Raw genomic sequence first — 17,776 nt, 5'->3', positions numbered from 1 at the left:
GTGAAAGCCAGAAGCCTGACCAGGATGAATAATGCAGCTTATCTTTATTTGCTGCCGTGGCTTGTCGGCACAGTGGTACTGCAGTTGTATCCCTTTGTCATTTCGTTTTATTATGCTCTTTGCGATTATAATCCATTAAGAAAGCCCGGATTTTCCGGTATTGGCAACTATATCGAACTGTTTACCAAAGACGCCGAGTTTTGGATATCCTTAAAGGTAACCCTGCTCTATGTGATCTACACAGTGCCGTTCAAACTGCTTATGTCGTTATTCATTGCCATGCTGCTGAACAAAGCCAAAAAAGGAATCGGCATATTGCGCACCGCCTACTATCTACCTTCCTTATTTGGAGGCAGCGTCGCGGTTTCCATCCTTTGGCGGGTTATGTTTATGGATCAGGGAATGGTTAATAGCTGGATAAACTTATTTGGTTTTCCCACCGTTTCGTTTTTGGGTAATCCCAAAACAGCCCTTCCGACATTGAGCCTGCTGGAGGTATGGCAGTTCGGTTCTTCAATGGTCATGTTTCTGGCCGCGCTGAAGCAAGTGCCCTCCGCTCTGTATGAGGCCGCGCGCATTGACGGCGCCGGCAGAGTAAAGAGTTTTTTCAGTATTACCCTGCCGTATATCTCGCCTATCCTTTTTTTCTGTATTATCATTCAGACAATTAACGCCTTGCAGAATTTTACTTCTGCCTTCGTGATTACCCGCGGCGGGCCGCTGAAATCCACCTATATGCTTGGATTAAAGCTGTACAATGACGGATTCGTGTTCTGGAGAATGGGATACGCCAGCGCGACATCATGGCTTATCTTTTTATTGGTGGCCCTTTTTACCCTGGGATTATTCTCCAGCCAGAAATACTGGGTTTTCTACAGCGATCAAAGCTAAAGGGGACGGAGGTAAAACCGCGATGACGTCAAAATCGAAGAAATATATAAAGGAAGCATATTCGTATATCATTTTGATCCTTGTTGCGGTTATACTGTGTTATCCTCTGTTGTGGATGTTTTTTGCCAGTTTTAAAACAAATAGTGAAATATTTTCAGAGATCAATTTGTTCCCCCGGGAATTTAACTTTAATGCGTACCGCGATGGCTGGAAAGGCGTTGCCAACAATACTTTTACCAGATTCTTTAGCAATTCATTTCTGCTTGTAATACCAACCGCATTGCTTACGGTCATATCAAGCACCCTTGTCGCTTATGGCTTTGCCCGTTTCGAGTTCAAAGGGAAAAGGATTATGTTCCTTGTTTTACTTTCAACGCTTATGCTTCCCAATTCCATTTTGCTTATTCCCCGTTATTCTATTTTTCTTACCCTCAATACGCTCGACAGTTTCAGCCCCTTTTATCTGATGGCTGTTTTTGCCTGTTATCCATTCTTCACCTATATGCTGGTGCAGTTTATACGCGGCATTCCGCGGGAGCTTGATGAATCGGCGCGTATGGATGGCTGCGGTTCTTTTAGGACTCTTATAAGCATTTTGCTGCCTCTGCTTAAACCTGCCCTGTTCTCGGCGGGTTTGCTGCAGTTTTTATGGACATACAACGACTATTTCAATCCCCTGATTTATGTCAACAGCGTGAAGAAATTCCCCGTTTCTTTGGCGTTACGGCTGACCATGGATGCGGAAACCGTGATAATTTGGAAAAATATAATGGCCATGTCTTGTTTGGCAGTATTGCCCGTTGTCATTTTGTTCTTCCTCTGCCAAAGGTATTTTATCGAGGGTATCGCCACCACCGGATTGAAGGGATGACACGAAATGTTCCGGCATGGTTTCGCTTTTTTTCAACCAATGGTATAATCCTGCTTATGAAAGATATCGGCGGGCAGTCATGAGCACTTTGGATATACCGGCCCTGATCGAAAAAGCCCGGAAAGCCCAGGCGATCTGGGGAGAATTGTCCTTCAAGGAACGGGCAGAGCGCCTTAAAAAGGCAGCACGTTATCTTGGAAATCATCGCGACGCAATAACTCAAATCATACACAAAGAAAACGGCAAACTCCTCATGGATGCCCTTGCAGCTGAAATAATTCCTGCCCTCATGGCTATCCCCTACTATACCAAACGAGGACGGCCTCTTATGGCCTCCCGTTCTGTGGGGGGCGGAAATATTCTCATGTTCAACAAAAGAAGCCGCCTTGTTTATAAACCCTGGGGGGTGGTAGGAATTATCTCCCCCTGGAACTATCCCTTTTCCATACCTTTTTCCGAAGTTGTCATGGCTCTGCTTGCGGGTAACGGGGTTATGCTGAAGGTGGCTTCCGCTACCCCCGGGGTTGGACGGGCTTTGGATGAAATTTTTAAAGCTGCCGAACTCCCCGAAGGGCTTTTCGGGTACATTGAACTTCCGGGCAGCGAGGCGGGCCCTGCCTTTATCAGCGGCGGTGTGGATAAGCTTTTCTTCACCGGTTCAACTGCAGTGGGTAGGGAGCTCATGGCCCTGGCTGCGCCCAGGCTGCTTCCTCTGGTGCTGGAATTGGGCGGCGCCGATGCAGCCATAGTCTGCGCTGATGCGGATCTTGATCGCACCGCGTCCGGCATAATTTGGGCGGCTTTTTCCAATACAGGCCAATCCTGCGGCGGCATTCAGCGCATACTGGTACACCGGGATATATATACTGCCTTTATGGAGAAATTCTGCGGAAAAGTTAAAGCTCTGCGGCCGGGTGATAATTTTGATTGCGATTTAGGGCCCATGGTTTCCCTTAAGCAAAAAGTTGCAGTAAAAAAATCGGTTGATACCTGCCTTGATAAGGGAGCTCAAATCGCGGCCCAAAGCCCGGGAAGCTTTGATGATGAAAGTTTATATGCACCGGCCATGGTTCTCATCAATGTAAATTCTGAAATGCCGATTTTGGCAGGAGAAGTATTCGGACCTGTTGCCGCTGTTGTTCCTTTTACTGATGATGAAGAAGCAGTGCGTATTGCCAATGCTTCTTCCTACAGCCTCACGTCTTCAGTGTGGTCCCGTAATCATTCAAAGGCGAAAAAACTGGCGGCCCGCATTAATGCAGGGGCTGTAATGATAAACGATCATCTTATGTCCCATGGGCTTTCGGAAACACCCTGGGGCGGGTTTGGCGATTCCGGCCTTGGGAAGACCCATGGCGAAAATGGCTTTAAGGAGATGCTGAAAACCCAGGTGATTGTGGATGACATACTCCCCGGCGCAAAACGGGATATCTGGTGGCAGCCCTATTCCGAAAAGGTTTATAAAGGCATCGGTGCCATAGCGGATTTCCTGGCAGGACCCGGTTTTGTTACGCGTGTTAAGGCGATTCCCCGCCTGATAAGAATATTTTTACGGTATTGGGAGAAATGAATTTTGGAGGCATATTCATGATTAGTGAAAGCGTCATCAGGGAACTCAAGGCTGAAGCAATACAGCTTCGTTTTGATATTCTCGAAATGATCGGTATCGGGAACCCGGGCCACCTGGGAGGTTCAAGTTCTCTGGCCGAGGCCATGGCGGTTCTTTATTTCTACAAGATGAATGTGGATAATAATTATCCACAAAAGCCAGACAGGGACAGGCTCGTATTATCCAAGGGCCATGCTGCGCTTATTCAGTATGCGGCTCTCTGCGAAAAGGGTTTTTTCCCAAGGTCCGAGCTTAAGCGGGTAAAAGCCCTTGACGGCTTGCTGCAGGGGCATCCTGATCTTACCATACCGGGAATAGAAGCGGTGACAGGATCCCTGGGGCAGGGACTTTCCATCGGCGTCGGTATGGCCCTGGCCTTAAGGCTGGACAAGAGTCCGGCCAGGGTTTATGTGATTATGGGCGATGGCGAACAGTCCGAAGGCCAGCTCTGGGAGGCTTCCCAGGCGGCAGCCAATTTCAAGGTTGATAATCTTACTGCCTTTATCGACTGGAACAAGATCCAGGCCACGGGGCCTACCAGGGATATTTTCAGCATTCCCGCATTGGATGAAAAATGGAAAGCCTTCGGCTGGAATGTGATCCCCGCTGACGGTCACGATCCTGCTAAAATCATCGAAGCCGTAGAATCCGCAGAAAAGGTAAAGGGCAAGCCTTCGGTGATAATTCTGGATACCGTAAAAGGCAAGGGCTTCTCTTTTGCAGAGGGAAACGCCGCCTACCACAACGGCGCCCTGACCGACGAAACCTATAAAAAAGCGGTAGAAGAACTCAATGCTGCAAAGGCAGGTTTATAATGGAAACGGCAAATTTACGCAAAGCCTATGGCGAAGCCCTGGTAGAAGCGGGCAAAACAAACAAGGACATTGTGGTGCTGGAAGCGGATCTCAGCAAGTCAACCATGTCGGCCCTTTTTAAAGAAGCCTTTCCGGATCGTTTTTTTGAGATGGGTATAGCGGAGCAGAATATGACTTCCACTGCCGCAGGTTTTGCATTGGCAGGGAAGATACCTTTTACCGGAACCTTCGCGGTTTTCGCTGCCGGCAGGGCCTATGATCAGATACGCTGCGCAGTGGCTATACCCCGAGCCAATGTAAAAATAATCGGTTCAAGCTGCGGGCTTTCCGATTACGGCGACGGCAAGACTCACCAGTCTGTGGAAGACGGTAATATCATCAGGGCAATCCCAAATATGGTGGTATTAAATCCCCTGGACGCAGTGGAAGTAAAAAAGATGATGCCTGTAGTTATTAACTACAAGGGCCCTGTGTATATACGCATTAACCGCAATGATCTTCCTGTGTATACATCTCCGAACGAAAAATTTCAGATTGGCAAAATTTTTCCTGTTACCAAAGATACTGAAAAAAGTGATGCAATAATTTATGCTACAGGTATAATGGTAAGCAAGGCCATGGAAGCAGCGGAAAGGCTTAAGAGCGAAGGTATTATTGCGCAGGTAGTGAATGTCAGCACCTTAAAGCCTCTCTTAAAAGAAGAAGTGCTAAAGTATGCAGCAGGTAAAAAAGCAGCGGTTACTGCTGAAGAAGCAGTGAGGACCGGGGGACTTGGACAGGCAATAGCTTCCATACTCATGGCTAATGGACCATTGGCCTTTGAAGAAGTTGCCATCAACGATGATTTTGGAACATCAGCCCGCAATTATGATGAACTCCTTACACGTTATGGTCTTATGTCTGAAGATGTGTATAAAGCAGTAAAGAAAGCTCTTAACAAAGGTAAATAATTAAAGGAGATAACAGATGGTAATAGGATTTATTGGACTCGGTATCATGGGAAGGCCCATGGCAAAGAACTTGATCAAGGCGGGGTATAAACTCATTGTGTATGACAAGTTCGCAAAGTCGGATGATATAATTGCTCTGGGCGCTGAAAAGGCTTCTTCCAATAAAGAAGTAGCTTCAAAGACAGACCTGATTATCACTATGCTTCCCAATTCACCTCATGTGAAAGAAGCCATACTCGGTTCAGGCGGAGTCATCGAAGGAATTAAGAGCGGAAGCATAGTAGTGGATATGAGTTCCATTGCTCCTGCCGTATCCCAGGAAGTGGGGGCCGCCCTCAAGGCAAAGGATGTAAGCTTTCTGGATGCCCCGGTTTCGGGGGGAGAGCCCAAAGCCATAGACGGGACTCTTGCAATCATGGTTGGGGGCGATAAGCAGGTTTTTGACACGGTAAAGCCCATATTGGAAAAGATGGGATCTTCAGTTGTGCTGGTTGGTGATATAGGCGCAGGAAATGTAACAAAACTTGCGAACCAGATCATCGTAGCCCTCAATATAGCCGCTGTTTCCGAAGCCTTTACCCTGGCGACCAAGGCAGGGGTGAACCCTGTGTCGGTGTTCGACGCCATTAAAGGCGGCCTTGCAGGTTCCACGGTGATGAACGCCAAAATTCCCATGATCCTGGAGGGCAACTTTAAGCCCGGCTTCAGAATTGAGCTTCATATTAAAGATCTTCAGAATGCTCTGGATACAGCCCACAGCCTCGGCGCCCCCATTCCTCTTACCGCTTCGGTAATGGAAACTCTCCAGGCCCTTAAAACTGATGGGTTTTCGGCCAATGATCACAGCGCCATTGTGCGGTACTACGAAAAGCTTGCGAAGATCGAAGTGAGAAAATAGATGAGGCTCAAGGATAAAGTTGTACTCATCACCGGGGGCGCCCAAGGTCTTGGAGAGGCTATTGCAAAACGTTTTACCCGGGAAGGTGCAGTGGTATTTATCGGGGATCTCAAGGCTGAAACAGGAAATGCGGCGGTCGAAGGTATCAGGGCCCAGGGCGGCAAAGCATTTTTCCTTACCCTGGATGTTACGAGCGAAAAAAGCTGGATAGACGCCGTAGCAACAGTGGAAAAAGAATGCGGCCGCCTGGATGTGTTGGTGAATAATGCGGGCATCAATATACGGGAGCCCATAGAGGAAATGAAGGTTGAAAACCTTGACGCTATGCTGGCAGTAAATGTCAAAGGCCCGTTCCTTGGCTGTAAGCATTCCATACCGGCGTTGCGCAAATCAGGGGGCGGTTCAATTATCAATATGTCGTCTGTTTGCGGTCTTGTGGGCCATAAATATACCCCCGAGGCCTATACAGTCACCAAAGGCGCAGTAACACTGTTAACTAAAACTATTGCTGTGCGTTTCGCCAAAGACAATATACGCTGCAACAGTCTCCATCCCAGTACGGTGGAAACAGCCCTTGTGGCAGAGCGTTTAAAGGATCCCAAATTCAGGGAAGATCGTTTAGGCGAAGTTCCTCTGGGCAGGCTTGCCGGCGATACTGATGTAGCCAATGCAGCGCTCTTTCTTGCCAGCGATGAAGCGGCTTTTATCAACGGCGTTGCCTTTCCTGTGGATGGCGGAACAACAGCGGATTAATTTTGTATTAGCAGTAAAAGTAAAAGGGGCCCAATATGGCATTAAAAGTCGCAATCATCGGAACCGGCAAGCGTTCAAGGTACTATTATGAACCATTACTGCGCAAGCTTGGAGACGAAGTTAAACTCGTGATCGTTTGGGGGCGCAGCGCTGAATCGGCAAAAATATCAGGCGAACTGTTCGGAGTACCCTGGTATACGGATCTGGATAAACTGATAAAAGAAACCAGTCCGGTAATCGGCATTGTGGCAGTCTCCTATGCCGCCAACGGAGAAGCGGCCCTTATGGCGGTTGAGCACGGCCTCAATGTGCTTATGGAAACCCCTATTGCCCCCACCTTAAAAGAAGCAGATGCCATCATCGCTGCGGCAGAAAGGCAAAAGCTTAAAATAGAAGTATCGGAACAGTTTCACCGAAGGCCCCACATGCAGATCATCCTCAAGCTTCTCGAAACCGGTGTCTTCGGCCCCGTGTATACGTCCTTTAACGATTTTGGCGGCCATGGATACCACGGCATAAGCGTTATGCGCGCTTTTCTGGGCTTTGACGCAAAACCTGTACGGGTTCTGGGATCAGTCAGGGATTTTGACATTGGTCCCACCATGGCAGGTTCGGGTTTCTCCGCTGATGCGGGCCAATATGGCATGCGGAAGGAAACCCAGGAACATGGGATCATCGAATACGATGATGGCAGGCTGGGTATCTACCACTGGACCAGCGTGGGCTACAACGACCCCCTCCGCTGGTGGAGAAGTGCGCGTTTCCTTGCCCAAAAGGGCATGGGTCTTACCAGTTTTACTGCGGGCGACTATTCCCTGAACCTCACGCTCCTTGAAAAGGATGGCGCCGCGCCCCGGCCTGTTGCCATTGCCAAAAGACTTGAACGGGTGGATGGCGGGAATCTCCAGTACCTTGAAGCCCATACGGGGGACGAAAAGCATCCGGTGGTGCGCTGGGACAATCCCTTCGCTTCAAAGGCAGACGGCAGGGGCCATATTTGGGAAGATGACGAACTTGCAGTGGCCGGCTGCATCATGAGCCTCGTGAATGCGGTAAAGAACAACACCAGCCCCAGTTACGGGCCTTATCAGGCCCGGCTGGATCAGGAGCTGGTGTTGGCTATAGAGAAATCTTCCAAAACCGGCAAGCCTGTTGTGCTTCCGTTGGATCGACAGTAAATACAGTACTAATGAACAGCAACAGGATTTCCAGTAACAGACCCGCTTCCATCAATGACGCCGTATTGGTCTATGGTTCCCTGGTTATTGATAGTCCCGTTGTTTGTCAGGGTTATCGCTTCCGGGATAGTCAGCGTATGATCTGAGGGAATGGTCAGGGTCTTATTCACCGGGAAGGTAACGTTCGTCCTCAGGGTAACATTGCCGTATTGGGTTCCGGTGTCGCCGTTAAAAACGATAGCTTCCGTAGCGTTCACTCCATCCGTTATCGCAGGCTGTATGGAGGATGTAAATACTATTGCATTGCCAGAAAGGGATGTAATGGTTCCTGCGCTGCCCCAGCTACCACCTCCGATACCAAAGCCGTTATTGCCTATGGCGGTAACCGTACCTCCATTAATTGAGAAAGTACCACCGCTTTCTTCGTAGCGCCCACCAATTCCCGCGCCGTTGTATCCACCGGTGGCGGTAAGCGTCCCGGTACTACTTCCGGTAATAGTAAGCGTAGCCCCATTGGGAACTCGCAGGCCCGCCTCATATAAACCGCTTTTAAGAGCATTATTCCCAGTAATGGTCAGGTTTACTGTTGCTCCAGTCATATCAAAGGCGCAGGTGCCTGCTGTACCACTTACATCAATAGTTATTCCCGAAAAGGTGATATTGGCGCTTACTCCGCTATTCACTACTATCCGTTCGGTAGTACTGGTTATACTGTTTTTCATGCCGATGGTGTAGGTTCCACTACCATTGATAGTTAAAACCCCCGGACTATAATCAAGTGAATTGCTGCCGGAAACTTTCAAATCAGAAAATACTGGTTGGTTTTCTGTTATTGTGCCGTTAATTATACTGTCGTTAAAGACATAAATAACCCCGTTATTCTGCAACGTTATGCCTGCCGGAATGGTCAGGGCGTTGGTCGATCGGATAAGTAGCTTCTTATCACTGGTAATTGTCAAATCCTGAAACAGGATAACATCGCCGTACATGATCCCATTAGTGCTGTTAAAGACAATCCCACTGGTAGCATTCACTCCATCCGTTATCGCAGGCTGTATGGAGGATGCAAATACTATTGCATTGCCAGAAAGGGATGTAATGGTTCCTGGGCTGCCATTATAGCCGCCGCCGATACCGGTGCCGCCGTAACGGCCTGTAGTAATCATACCTCCGTTAATTGAGATAGTGCCGCCGTTGCCATTATAGCCACCGCCGATACCCGCGCCCGCGCCGCCACCTGTAGCGGTAACTGTACCCCCCGCAATCGTGATAGTACCGCCATTGTCGCCATTACCGCCGCCGATACCTGCGCCGTATTGTCCCCCTGCAGCTTCAAGTATCCCGGTACTGTTCCCGGTTATAATAAGCGTAGCCCCTGCGGGAACCTGTAAGCCCGCCTTATTTGATCCGCTCTTTAGGGCATTGTTCCCCGTAAGGGTCAGATTTACCGTAGCTCCGGTCATATCAAAGGCACATATATCAGATAAGCTGCTCACCTCAATGTTTACACCCGAAAGGGTAATATCGACGTTTTTACCGGAGCTTATTACGAGGCGATCCACATTGGTAAGGGTAACGCCATTTTTCATACCTATGGCGGCGGTCCCGCTGTCGGTAATGGTTAAAACCCCGTTAGCATAAGTATAGGGGGCGCTGCCCGAAATTGTCAGGGCAGGGTATCCCGGCTGATTACCGGTAACGCTTCCTATAATAAGCCCGCCGTTGTCGACAAAGATCGTTCCGTTATTTGTAAGGGTTATTTCCATTGGAATGATCAAGGTCTTACCCGGCACAACAGGTAACAATCTGCCTACGGGGATCGTTGTATCCGTCCCCAGGGTAACATTGCCGTACATGGTTCCGGTAGTACCATTAAAAGCGATTGCATTATTTGCGTTACCGCCTTCAATAAGCGTTGGCTGTATGGATGAAGCAATTATCACCGCGCCGCCCGAAAAGGATGTAATGGTTCCCGCGCTGCCGTCGCTGCCATTGTACCTATGGCCGCCGCCGCCGATACCTGCGCCGGAACTGCTTGTAGTGGTAATCATACCCCCCGTTATCGAGATAGTACCGCCGCTCCCGCCGCTGCTGCTGCTGTTGCCGCTATAGCTGCCGCCGCCACCGATACCTGCGCCGGAACTGCCAGTAGCGGTAACCGTACCCCCCGTTATCGAGATAGTGCCGCCGCTGCCGCCGATACCACCGCCGCTGCTGCTGTCATAGTAGCCGCCGCCGCCGCCGATACCTGCGCCGCTACCGCTAGTAGCTGTAACCGTACCCCCTGTTATCGAGATAGTGCCGCCGCTGCCGCCGTTGCCTTTACCATAGCTGCCGTCGCCGCCGCTACCATATACGCCGCCTCCGCCGCCGATACCTGCGCCGTAGCTGTAACCGCTAGTAGCGGTAACCGTACCCCCCGTTATCGAGATAATGCCACCGCTGCCGCCGCCCCAGAGGCTGCCGCGGCCGCCACCGATGCCTGCGCCGTCACCGCCAGTAGCGGTAACCGTACCCCCCGTTATCGAGATAGTGCCACCGTTGCCACCGCTGTAACCGCCTCCGCCGCCGATACCTGCGCTGTTGCTGCTGCCAGTAGCGGTAACCGTACCACTCGTTATCGAGATAGTGCCACCACTGCCACCATAGCCACCACTGCCACTGCTGCTGCCGCCGCCGATACCTGCGCTGTTACTGCTGCCAGTAGCGGTAACCGTACCCCCTGTTATCGAGATAGTGCCACCACTGCCACCATAGCTGCCTTCCCCACTGCTGCCGCCACCACCGATACCTGCGCCGTTCCTACTGCTAGTAGCGGTAACCGTACCCCCCGTAATTGTGATAGCGCCTCCATCGCTGCCTTGTCCCCAAGACGAACTGCTGCCGCCGCCTCCTATCCCTGCGCCGTTGCCGCCGCCAGTAGCGGTAAGCGTCCCGGTACTGGATTTAGTTATTACCAGGCTTGTCTGGGAAGGGACATTGATCCCCGCCTGGTTTTCACCGCTTATAAGGGTATTCGTCCCTTCAATGGTCAGGTTTACCGTCTTTACGGAATTATTATTATAATTGGTCTCCAATGCGCATGCTCCGCTTGTTCCGCTTACATCAATATGTACATTTTTTAGGATAATATCGACCTCCAGCGGGGCGCTGGAGGAAATTCTGATACGATCCGTTGCGGCGCTGCCGGTTCCGGTAATAAAATAGATGCCGCTTTGGCTGATGGTAAGCACAGAATCCGAATAGGACACTGCAGAAGCGCTGGGATTGGTGCTCCGTACCGTAAACGCCCCGTAATTGGCGCTAAAGATAATATCCACAATAGGTATCGCAAGGCAGACGGGATAATCCTCACCCCCGGTCTTATAGCTGTAAATCAGGAAATAGTTCGTACCCGCAGGCGGGCTTAAGGCGCTGACCGTTTGGCTGCCGGTGAATGCATCATCTATTTCATAACGGGGTGTACTTTCCCAACCTGCCAATATGGTATTCTCATCGGAGCCGTAATAAACATGGTAACCCTTGATGCCGCTGGGAAGACTCGGTGGGGTCCAGGTAATGGTTCCGCTGAGTGTATTCACTGCGGTATTTGTATCGGTAAAAGCGCCCTTGGTCGGAGGGGGTGGGAATAATTCAAACTTATAGTACATTGTCGTCGAACCGTCTTCCGAAACAACCTTTATCCAAAGGGTGTTATTGGCAGAAAAATTAGTAACCCCAATGGGGGCAGGATTGTATCCTGTCCCGCCGGGGGCGCTTCCGTTATTGGCTATCCAGAAAAGATTTGCAAAAAGGGAATCGCCTTCCGTAACAAATTCAGCGGATACATTCGCAATATTCTGTACCGCCAGCTTATAGCGAACCGGATCGCTTTCACTATCCCCGGTTCCACTTATCTTTGCTCCTATTGCATTGCCGCCTATTACGGTAGAGGCTGCCAGCACTGCTTCGCTGTTTGGCAAAATAGCCGAGGGGTCAAGATATATCTCAGGTTCGTATACGAGAGCCGTACTAGCCCCTGGCCAAAGCTCTATCACTTCCCGGTAGAACGCTACTTTACCCGCGCTGTTGGTAAGCCGTATCTCCGCAATATAGCGCCCCTTTTCCAGGGTATAATCCCCTGTTACTTCAGCGCTGTCTATGGGAAGTTCGCCATCGGTCCCAAAACCGCTTACCGGCCCGGTCCCGTCTGTCTGCCATAGTTTCAGGTAACCTGAAACCGAATTTCCTTTGGCAATTTCATAATGGAAAGTCCCCAGCCCTTCCCCTATAGCTTCCAGGATAATAGGCGGAACCCTGCCGCCGTTGCTGGTGATAATTCCGCCCGCAAGGGTTACGCTTACGCTGCCCCTGGCAGCTTCATCCCCTGCGTTGCCGATAACGCCCCCGGCCCTGTATGCCGCAGCGGTAATTGTATAGGTACCATCCGCCAGGTAGACCTCCGCATAGTTCCCTTCGGTAATGCTCACCGGAACGTGGCCCCCGCTAAAGGTCAGTTGATATCCCGCCAGCGCGTCCCATGAAGGCTGCAAAGTCCTTGGAGTTTCCCCGCCTATATAAATGCCCACCAGCCCGCCGTCCTTCTGGCTGTTCGGGATATCCCTATCCGGTTCAAACAAATTGCTGCACCCGGCCAGGAAAAATCCCAGCAGGCTCACTGTTCCAAAAACCGCCAAAACCTTTTTCATTATTTTTATGGGGTTAGTTTTCATTTTTTCCCTTCCTTATTGGATCACAAAGCTATGCGCGCCGCTGTTTTTCTGCCCGCCTGTTGTCGCTTCCACGGTTACCCGGTAGGTACCTGCCCTTCGCTTCGACAGGGTAATCGAAGTTTCCCCCTGGAGCGAATTCATTTCCGTACTGTTCACATACCAGATAATTTCCGTATAACTACCGACCGCAATGCCGACCGTATAGGTTCCTGCCTCGGGACTGCCCAGCGGGGTTGTTCCGTCATGTTCCAGCGCGGTTTCCCCGTTGTTCAGGTAGAGTTTTACCGAGGGATTCCCGATGATAATATCCGTATTGGTTTCAATGCCCGTAGCCGGGAAGGTAATAGTAACTGTAACCGTTGCCCCGGTGTTATTTGCTGCATTTACTGATGTCGAACCGGAATAGGTGAAGCTCCCCGCTCCTGTGAAGGTGTATCCACCTTTGACGCTAAGGCTAAGAACCGCCTTGTACACCGTGGACGCAGCAAAATTTCCGGTAACCGGGTTTCCCCCATTGTCAGTCCACACCACATTTCCGGTATATTGGGTTCGGTCAACCGCCCCGCTGACCGGGGCTGAGCCCTTTACCGGAACCGTAACCAGACTGTCTAAAGCCAGGGCGTTTACTATTGTGTCTGCGTCTGCCGCGGCTGTCGCCGGGAAGGTAATAGTAACCATAATCTCCGTCCCGGTATTGTTCGTTTTGCTTACCAATGTTGCGCCGGAATAGCTAAAACTCCCCACTCCGCTAAAGGTGTACCCGCTCCCGGCCGTCAAGGTCAGAACCGCCTTGTACACCGTGGACGCGGCAAAATTTCCGGTAACTGGATTCCCCCCATTGTCAGTCCACATCACATTTCCGGTATATTGGACGCTGTTTATCCCTGTGATAACCGGAGTTGCTCCTTTTGCCGGAGCCGTAACCAGACTGTCCAAAGCCAGAGCGTTTATAACCGTGTCAGATATTTCAACTGCCGTAGCCGGGAAGGTAATCGTAACTGTAACCGCTGATCCGGTGTTATTTGCTGCATTTACTGATGTCGAACCGGAATAGCTAAAGCTCCCCGCTCCTGTAAAGGTGTACCCGCCTTTGACGCTAAGGCTAAGAACCGCCTTGTACACCGTGGACGCAGCAAAATTTCCGGTAACTGGGTTTCCCCCATTGTCAGTCCACGCCACGCTTCCGGTATATTGGGTTCGGTCAATCGTCCCGCTGACCGGGGCTGATCCCTTTACCGGAGATGTAACCAGACTGTCCAAAGCCAGGGCATTTACTGTTGTGTCTGCGTCTGCCGCAGCTGTCGCCGGGAAGGTAATAGTAACTATAATCTCCGTCCCAGTATTGTTCGTTTTGCTTACCAGTGTTGCGCCGGAATAGCTAAAACTCCCCACTCCGCTAAAGGTGTACCCGTTTTTGGCGCTCAGGGTTATTACCGCTTCATACACCGCAGCAGGAGCGAAAGTACTGCCGGTAAAGGCTTCTCCGCCCGTTTGCCAGGCAAGGGAACCGTTATATTGGGCAGTACTGAACCCGGCGGCAAGGGGCGGCTCGTTTTTCGCAGGAGGAGTAACAAAGGCGGTAAGATTCAGGTTGCTTACTATAATATCGCCGCCAGGAGGGTTGTTGCCTCCATCGGGGTCGTCTCCTGCCGGGTTGCCGCAGCCGATCAAGGCCATCATGCCCATAACCAGCACTGCCGGTATAAGCATTTTTGTAAAAGTACCTTTTCGCATATCATAACTCCTTAATAGAGCGCCAAGTATTTTTTCCGCAATGGAGATTGCGGCAGGACACGAAAAAAAGTACCAATTCTCCTGGTACAAAAAGCGGGAAGATAAAAAATAGAAAATTGAATTATACTATACGGATGTCGGGGGTGGGGTAGTATACTAAAATTTGTATATAGCACTTTTACTAATTAACCCACAGAAAAAATTTTAAGGCATTCACAAATAAAAAATCGTAAAATCACCCTAATTAACAATAGTATATTGCATAAAATATCTTTTAACAAGGATTATTTCAAAACCAGTGCCGGAATTTGGTTTTTCATCTGTCCCGGCAAAAGGGCCGAGCCAGGGGAAGTTTCGCGTCCTTTTCGTGGCGAGGGGGTTAATACCCCGGCGCATGGCCTAACTTGTACATGGTTTCGATAAATTTGACCGTCTCCCTGCCGTCCTCTCCTGTAGTGGGCGGAGCCTTTCCTTCAAGAATCGCCTTGCAGACATCATCAATTTGGCGGGCAAAAAAATAAACTGTTGCATTGATGGTTTTAAAGAAGGCCTCGTCTTCGGCTTTGTAGATATCCAGGAGTTTTTCTTCTCCCGGTATGGTCCAAAGATCGTTCAGGGGCGGCTCGGTAATGGTACTCATGCCGGCAATGAACATGGCGCCGCCGTCGGTCTGCACGCCGGCGGAGGCGCCGCTTGTGCCATGGACATGAACCTTGGCATAGATGCCCGGTTTTTGTGAATTACTTGCCAGTACCGAGGCGATAGCTCCGCTTTTAAATTTGACCACTGCAACTGCGCTGTCTTCGACTTTTATGTAGGGATGGTTGAAGTTATCCCAGTAGCCCTGAATTTCCGCAATAGGCCCCATGAACCAGTTCATCAAATCAATCTGGTGGGCAGCCTGGTTGATAAGTATGCCTCCGCCTTCAGCGTCCCATTTCCCACGCCAGGGATCACTCTGGTAATAGGCTTCATCCCGCCAGCCCAGTATAGTAAGCTGAAGCAGACAGGGCTTTCCCAATTTGCCGTCGTCAATCGCTTTTTTGATGCGCGCGCATGCGGGGAACCAGCGGCGCTGGCTCACCACCATTAGCAGTTTTCCTGCTTTTTTTGCGGCTGCAATCATCTCATCACATTCGGCAGTTGTTACAGCCATGGGTTTTTCTACCAGCACATGGCAGCCTGCGGCAAAGGCTTCGAGGGCGCTGTCCCGGTGCCGGGGGTGCGGCGTGGAAATTATCGCCAAATCAGCATGATCGAGGCGGGCCATATCGCCCGCAGTGTCCCGTGAAGCGATATTCCATTTGGCGGCAAATTTGTCCCGCCTTTCGCGATTTCTGCCCGAGACCGATACCAGTTCCGCATTGCCCAATTCCTTGATCGCCTGGGCATGAAGCTCCGCAACTTTTCCGTATCCCATTAAACCTATTCGTACTTTATTTTCCATGATGCGCCTATGGTAGTAATACTACTTTGAGGAGATTCCCCTCGCGGTTGTAAAGTTTGTTCATCCAGATTTCGCCTTCGCTTAAGGGGGCTTTGGCGCTTATGAGGGGTTTTACATCTATCCTTTTCCTGCCCATGAGATCCAGGGCTATGGGATATTCCCCGGAGATGGCGCAGGAACCCTGGAGCCGTATTTCCCTTGAGACCACGGCCTGGAGGGGTATGTCCACGCTGGGGCTCACATTGCCCACGAGGGTCACAGAGCCGCCTTTCCTCACAATGGAAATGGCGGTTCTAATAGGGGCTGTGGCGCCTACTGCTTCGATTACCCTGTCGGCACCCCGGCCGCCGGTCAATTCCTTGATCTTTTTGTCCAATTCCGGGTCCGCAGGATCGAGGACCGCATCGGCGCCGAAAGATTTTGCCACTTCTCTCCGCGAGGGGTCTGTATCAAGGGCTATGATTTTCCCTGAAACGGAAATTTTCAAAAGCTGGATTGCAAGGTTCCCGATGAGGCCGGAGCCCACCACCGCGACAGTATCGTTCATGGCGATGGGGGTATTTCGTATTGCATGGGCTGCGACGCCTACGGGCTCGGTACAGGCTGCTTCTTCGTAGCTAAGGCCCTGGGGAAGAAGAACGGCAATACGTTCGGGGATCACCACATATTCCGCGAAACAGCCGTGGCGGCGGTACTCATCGCAGGATACGCCCAGCACCATGCGGTGATCGCAAAGATTCACCTGTCCATTGCTGCAGTAATAACATTCACCGCAGGAGATGGTGGAATCAAAGGTGATGCGATCGCCCTTCCTGAAATGATGGACATCAGAACCGGTTTCGATAATTTCACCCGCCGCTTCGTGGCCCATGACTATGGGAGGCTTGCGCCTGCCTGTAGATCCGTCAAAACCATGGACATCGGAACCGCAGATCGCCACAGCTTTGATCCTCACCAGGAGATCATGGCTGCCTTCGATTTTGGGATCGGGAAAATCCGTGTACTTCAGTTTTTTGTATTCTTCCATCAACAATGCTTTCATAAAAATTTCCTTATAGTTGGGAACTGTCTATAGTAGGGCAATAAAATTTCTCGATGTAGTTAATCACCAGGACCGTGCCTTCGTCGTGGCTCACATAGGGGAGCATTGCGGGGTTATACATGGCATCGGTAAGATCCCGTACCAGCAAGGGGAGCATACCCCGTTTCAGCATCTTCTTGATGGCGAATGAACGGTTCAATATGCACATATTGGTATGAACCCCCATATAGATGATGAGCTTTATCCCCTTGGCATATAAATAAGAAAAAAGCAGATCCCCTTCATCGCCGCAGATTATATCATGGCCTTGATCGATCTTGATCTTGTCAGTCTGCCGCGTCCAGACCTTGGTGTTGGGCGCATATTGGTCGGCTGTATCGCTGCCGCCGTCAGTATCATCAATGGGCAGGGGCTGCTCGGCTACAGGTACCGGCTCAGGGATTGTATTCAGCCTGGGCACTGAAAGAATCCGCTTCCGCGCTTCAGTCCCTTCATAAAAATCCATGGTGTCCGAGGGGGCATGGACGACCAGTATGCCCTTATCCCTTGCCCTGTTGGCAGCAGCGTTTATCTTTTCTGCGATAGGCGCCCCGCGTATATTGGCGCCGGTGCACCAGTGCTTGTCCCACATATCCACAATGACCAGGGCTGTTTCGGAGGCAGGGTATTGAATTTCTTCCTCGATGGTTTCCCAGCAGCAGAGGCCATCCTTCATGGCAATTTTTTGGCGCCTGATATGATAATCCATTCTAATCTCCTGCTTAATAGGCTTATTTTGGAACATACAATCTTGTATATCAAGAGGTGTTCAATGGCGAGTCCTGGCCGAGGGCCTTTAATACATTGTTTTTTTCTCTGCCATAGGTTATACTGTAA

Annotated in this window: 13 protein-coding genes; 8 read left to right on the top strand and 5 right to left on the bottom strand. The window is 50.5% G+C overall.

Translation table 11 applies throughout. The features are described 5' to 3' along the window. The 8 genes from TREAZ_RS15815 (at window position 1) to TREAZ_RS15780 (ending at window position 7,965) form a co-directional block, all read left to right on the top strand. Window positions 1-891, top strand: a complete 891-nt coding sequence (locus tag TREAZ_RS15815) for a carbohydrate ABC transporter permease (protein WP_015712905.1) — start codon at window positions 1-3, stop codon at window positions 889-891. Window positions 892-1,006: 115 nt separating this feature from the next. After that, window positions 1,007-1,762 (top strand): carbohydrate ABC transporter permease, encoded by a 756-nt coding sequence (locus TREAZ_RS15810; RefSeq protein WP_245535052.1) that lies wholly within the window; start codon window positions 1,007-1,009, stop codon window positions 1,760-1,762. A gap of 79 nt (window positions 1,763-1,841) precedes the next feature. Next, window positions 1,842-3,332, top strand: a complete 1,491-nt coding sequence (locus tag TREAZ_RS15805) for an aldehyde dehydrogenase family protein (protein ID WP_169312646.1) — start codon at window positions 1,842-1,844, stop codon at window positions 3,330-3,332. Between the two features lie 17 nt (window positions 3,333-3,349). After that, on the top strand, window positions 3,350-4,186 hold the full coding sequence (locus TREAZ_RS15800; protein WP_015712902.1) for a transketolase: 837 nt from the start codon (window positions 3,350-3,352) through the stop codon (window positions 4,184-4,186). Continuing rightward, window positions 4,186-5,136 carry a transketolase family protein gene (locus TREAZ_RS15795; protein ID WP_015712901.1) on the top strand — a complete coding sequence of 317 codons (951 nt, stop codon included), beginning with the start codon at window positions 4,186-4,188 and terminating at the stop codon, window positions 5,134-5,136. The genes TREAZ_RS15800 and TREAZ_RS15795 overlap by 1 nt, the downstream gene beginning before the upstream one ends. Window positions 5,137-5,152: 16 nt before the next feature. Further along, complete coding sequence (gene garR / locus TREAZ_RS15790; RefSeq protein ID WP_015712900.1) at window positions 5,153-6,034, top strand: 2-hydroxy-3-oxopropionate reductase; 882 nt, start codon at window positions 5,153-5,155, stop codon at window positions 6,032-6,034. Further along, window positions 6,035-6,787, top strand: coding sequence for an SDR family NAD(P)-dependent oxidoreductase (locus tag TREAZ_RS15785; RefSeq protein ID WP_015712899.1), 753 nt, complete (start codon window positions 6,035-6,037; stop codon window positions 6,785-6,787). 35 nt (window positions 6,788-6,822) lie between these two features. Further along, window positions 6,823-7,965: a Gfo/Idh/MocA family protein gene (locus tag TREAZ_RS15780; protein ID WP_015712898.1), complete on the top strand. Its 1,143-nt coding sequence runs from the start codon at window positions 6,823-6,825 to the stop codon at window positions 7,963-7,965. Window positions 7,966-7,973: 8 nt separating this feature from the next. On the opposite strand, the gene TREAZ_RS17575 is transcribed toward TREAZ_RS15780, so the two are convergent. From TREAZ_RS17575 to TREAZ_RS15755, 5 genes are all read right to left on the bottom strand, one after another. After that, entirely contained in the window at window positions 7,974-12,677 is a 4,704-nt protein-coding gene (locus tag TREAZ_RS17575) for a beta strand repeat-containing protein (RefSeq protein ID WP_015712897.1), read from the bottom strand. A gap of 12 nt (window positions 12,678-12,689) precedes the next feature. Beyond that, a complete protein-coding gene (locus TREAZ_RS15770; RefSeq protein ID WP_015712896.1) occupies window positions 12,690-14,411 on the bottom strand; it encodes a hypothetical protein in 1,722 nt (573 codons plus the stop codon). A 379-nt stretch (window positions 14,412-14,790) separates the two neighbouring features. Beyond that, on the bottom strand, window positions 14,791-15,858 hold the full coding sequence (locus tag TREAZ_RS15765; RefSeq protein WP_015712894.1) for a Gfo/Idh/MocA family protein: 1,068 nt from the start codon (window positions 15,856-15,858) through the stop codon (window positions 14,791-14,793). Between the two features lie 7 nt (window positions 15,859-15,865). Beyond that, the gene (locus TREAZ_RS15760; RefSeq protein ID WP_015712893.1) at window positions 15,866-16,900 is read right to left on the bottom strand and encodes a zinc-dependent alcohol dehydrogenase; all 1,035 of its coding nucleotides are present in this window, start codon (window positions 16,898-16,900) and stop codon (window positions 15,866-15,868) included. A 10-nt stretch (window positions 16,901-16,910) separates the two neighbouring features. Next, on the bottom strand, window positions 16,911-17,648 hold the full coding sequence (locus TREAZ_RS15755) for an isochorismatase family protein (protein ID WP_015712892.1): 738 nt from the start codon (window positions 17,646-17,648) through the stop codon (window positions 16,911-16,913). Window positions 17,649-17,776 lie beyond the last annotated feature (128 nt).

It is taken from the genome of Leadbettera azotonutricia ZAS-9, assembly GCF_000214355.1.
Lineage (GTDB): Bacteria > Spirochaetota > Spirochaetia > Treponematales > Breznakiellaceae > Leadbettera > Leadbettera azotonutricia.
This window is presented reverse-complemented; position numbering and strand designations above follow the sequence as displayed.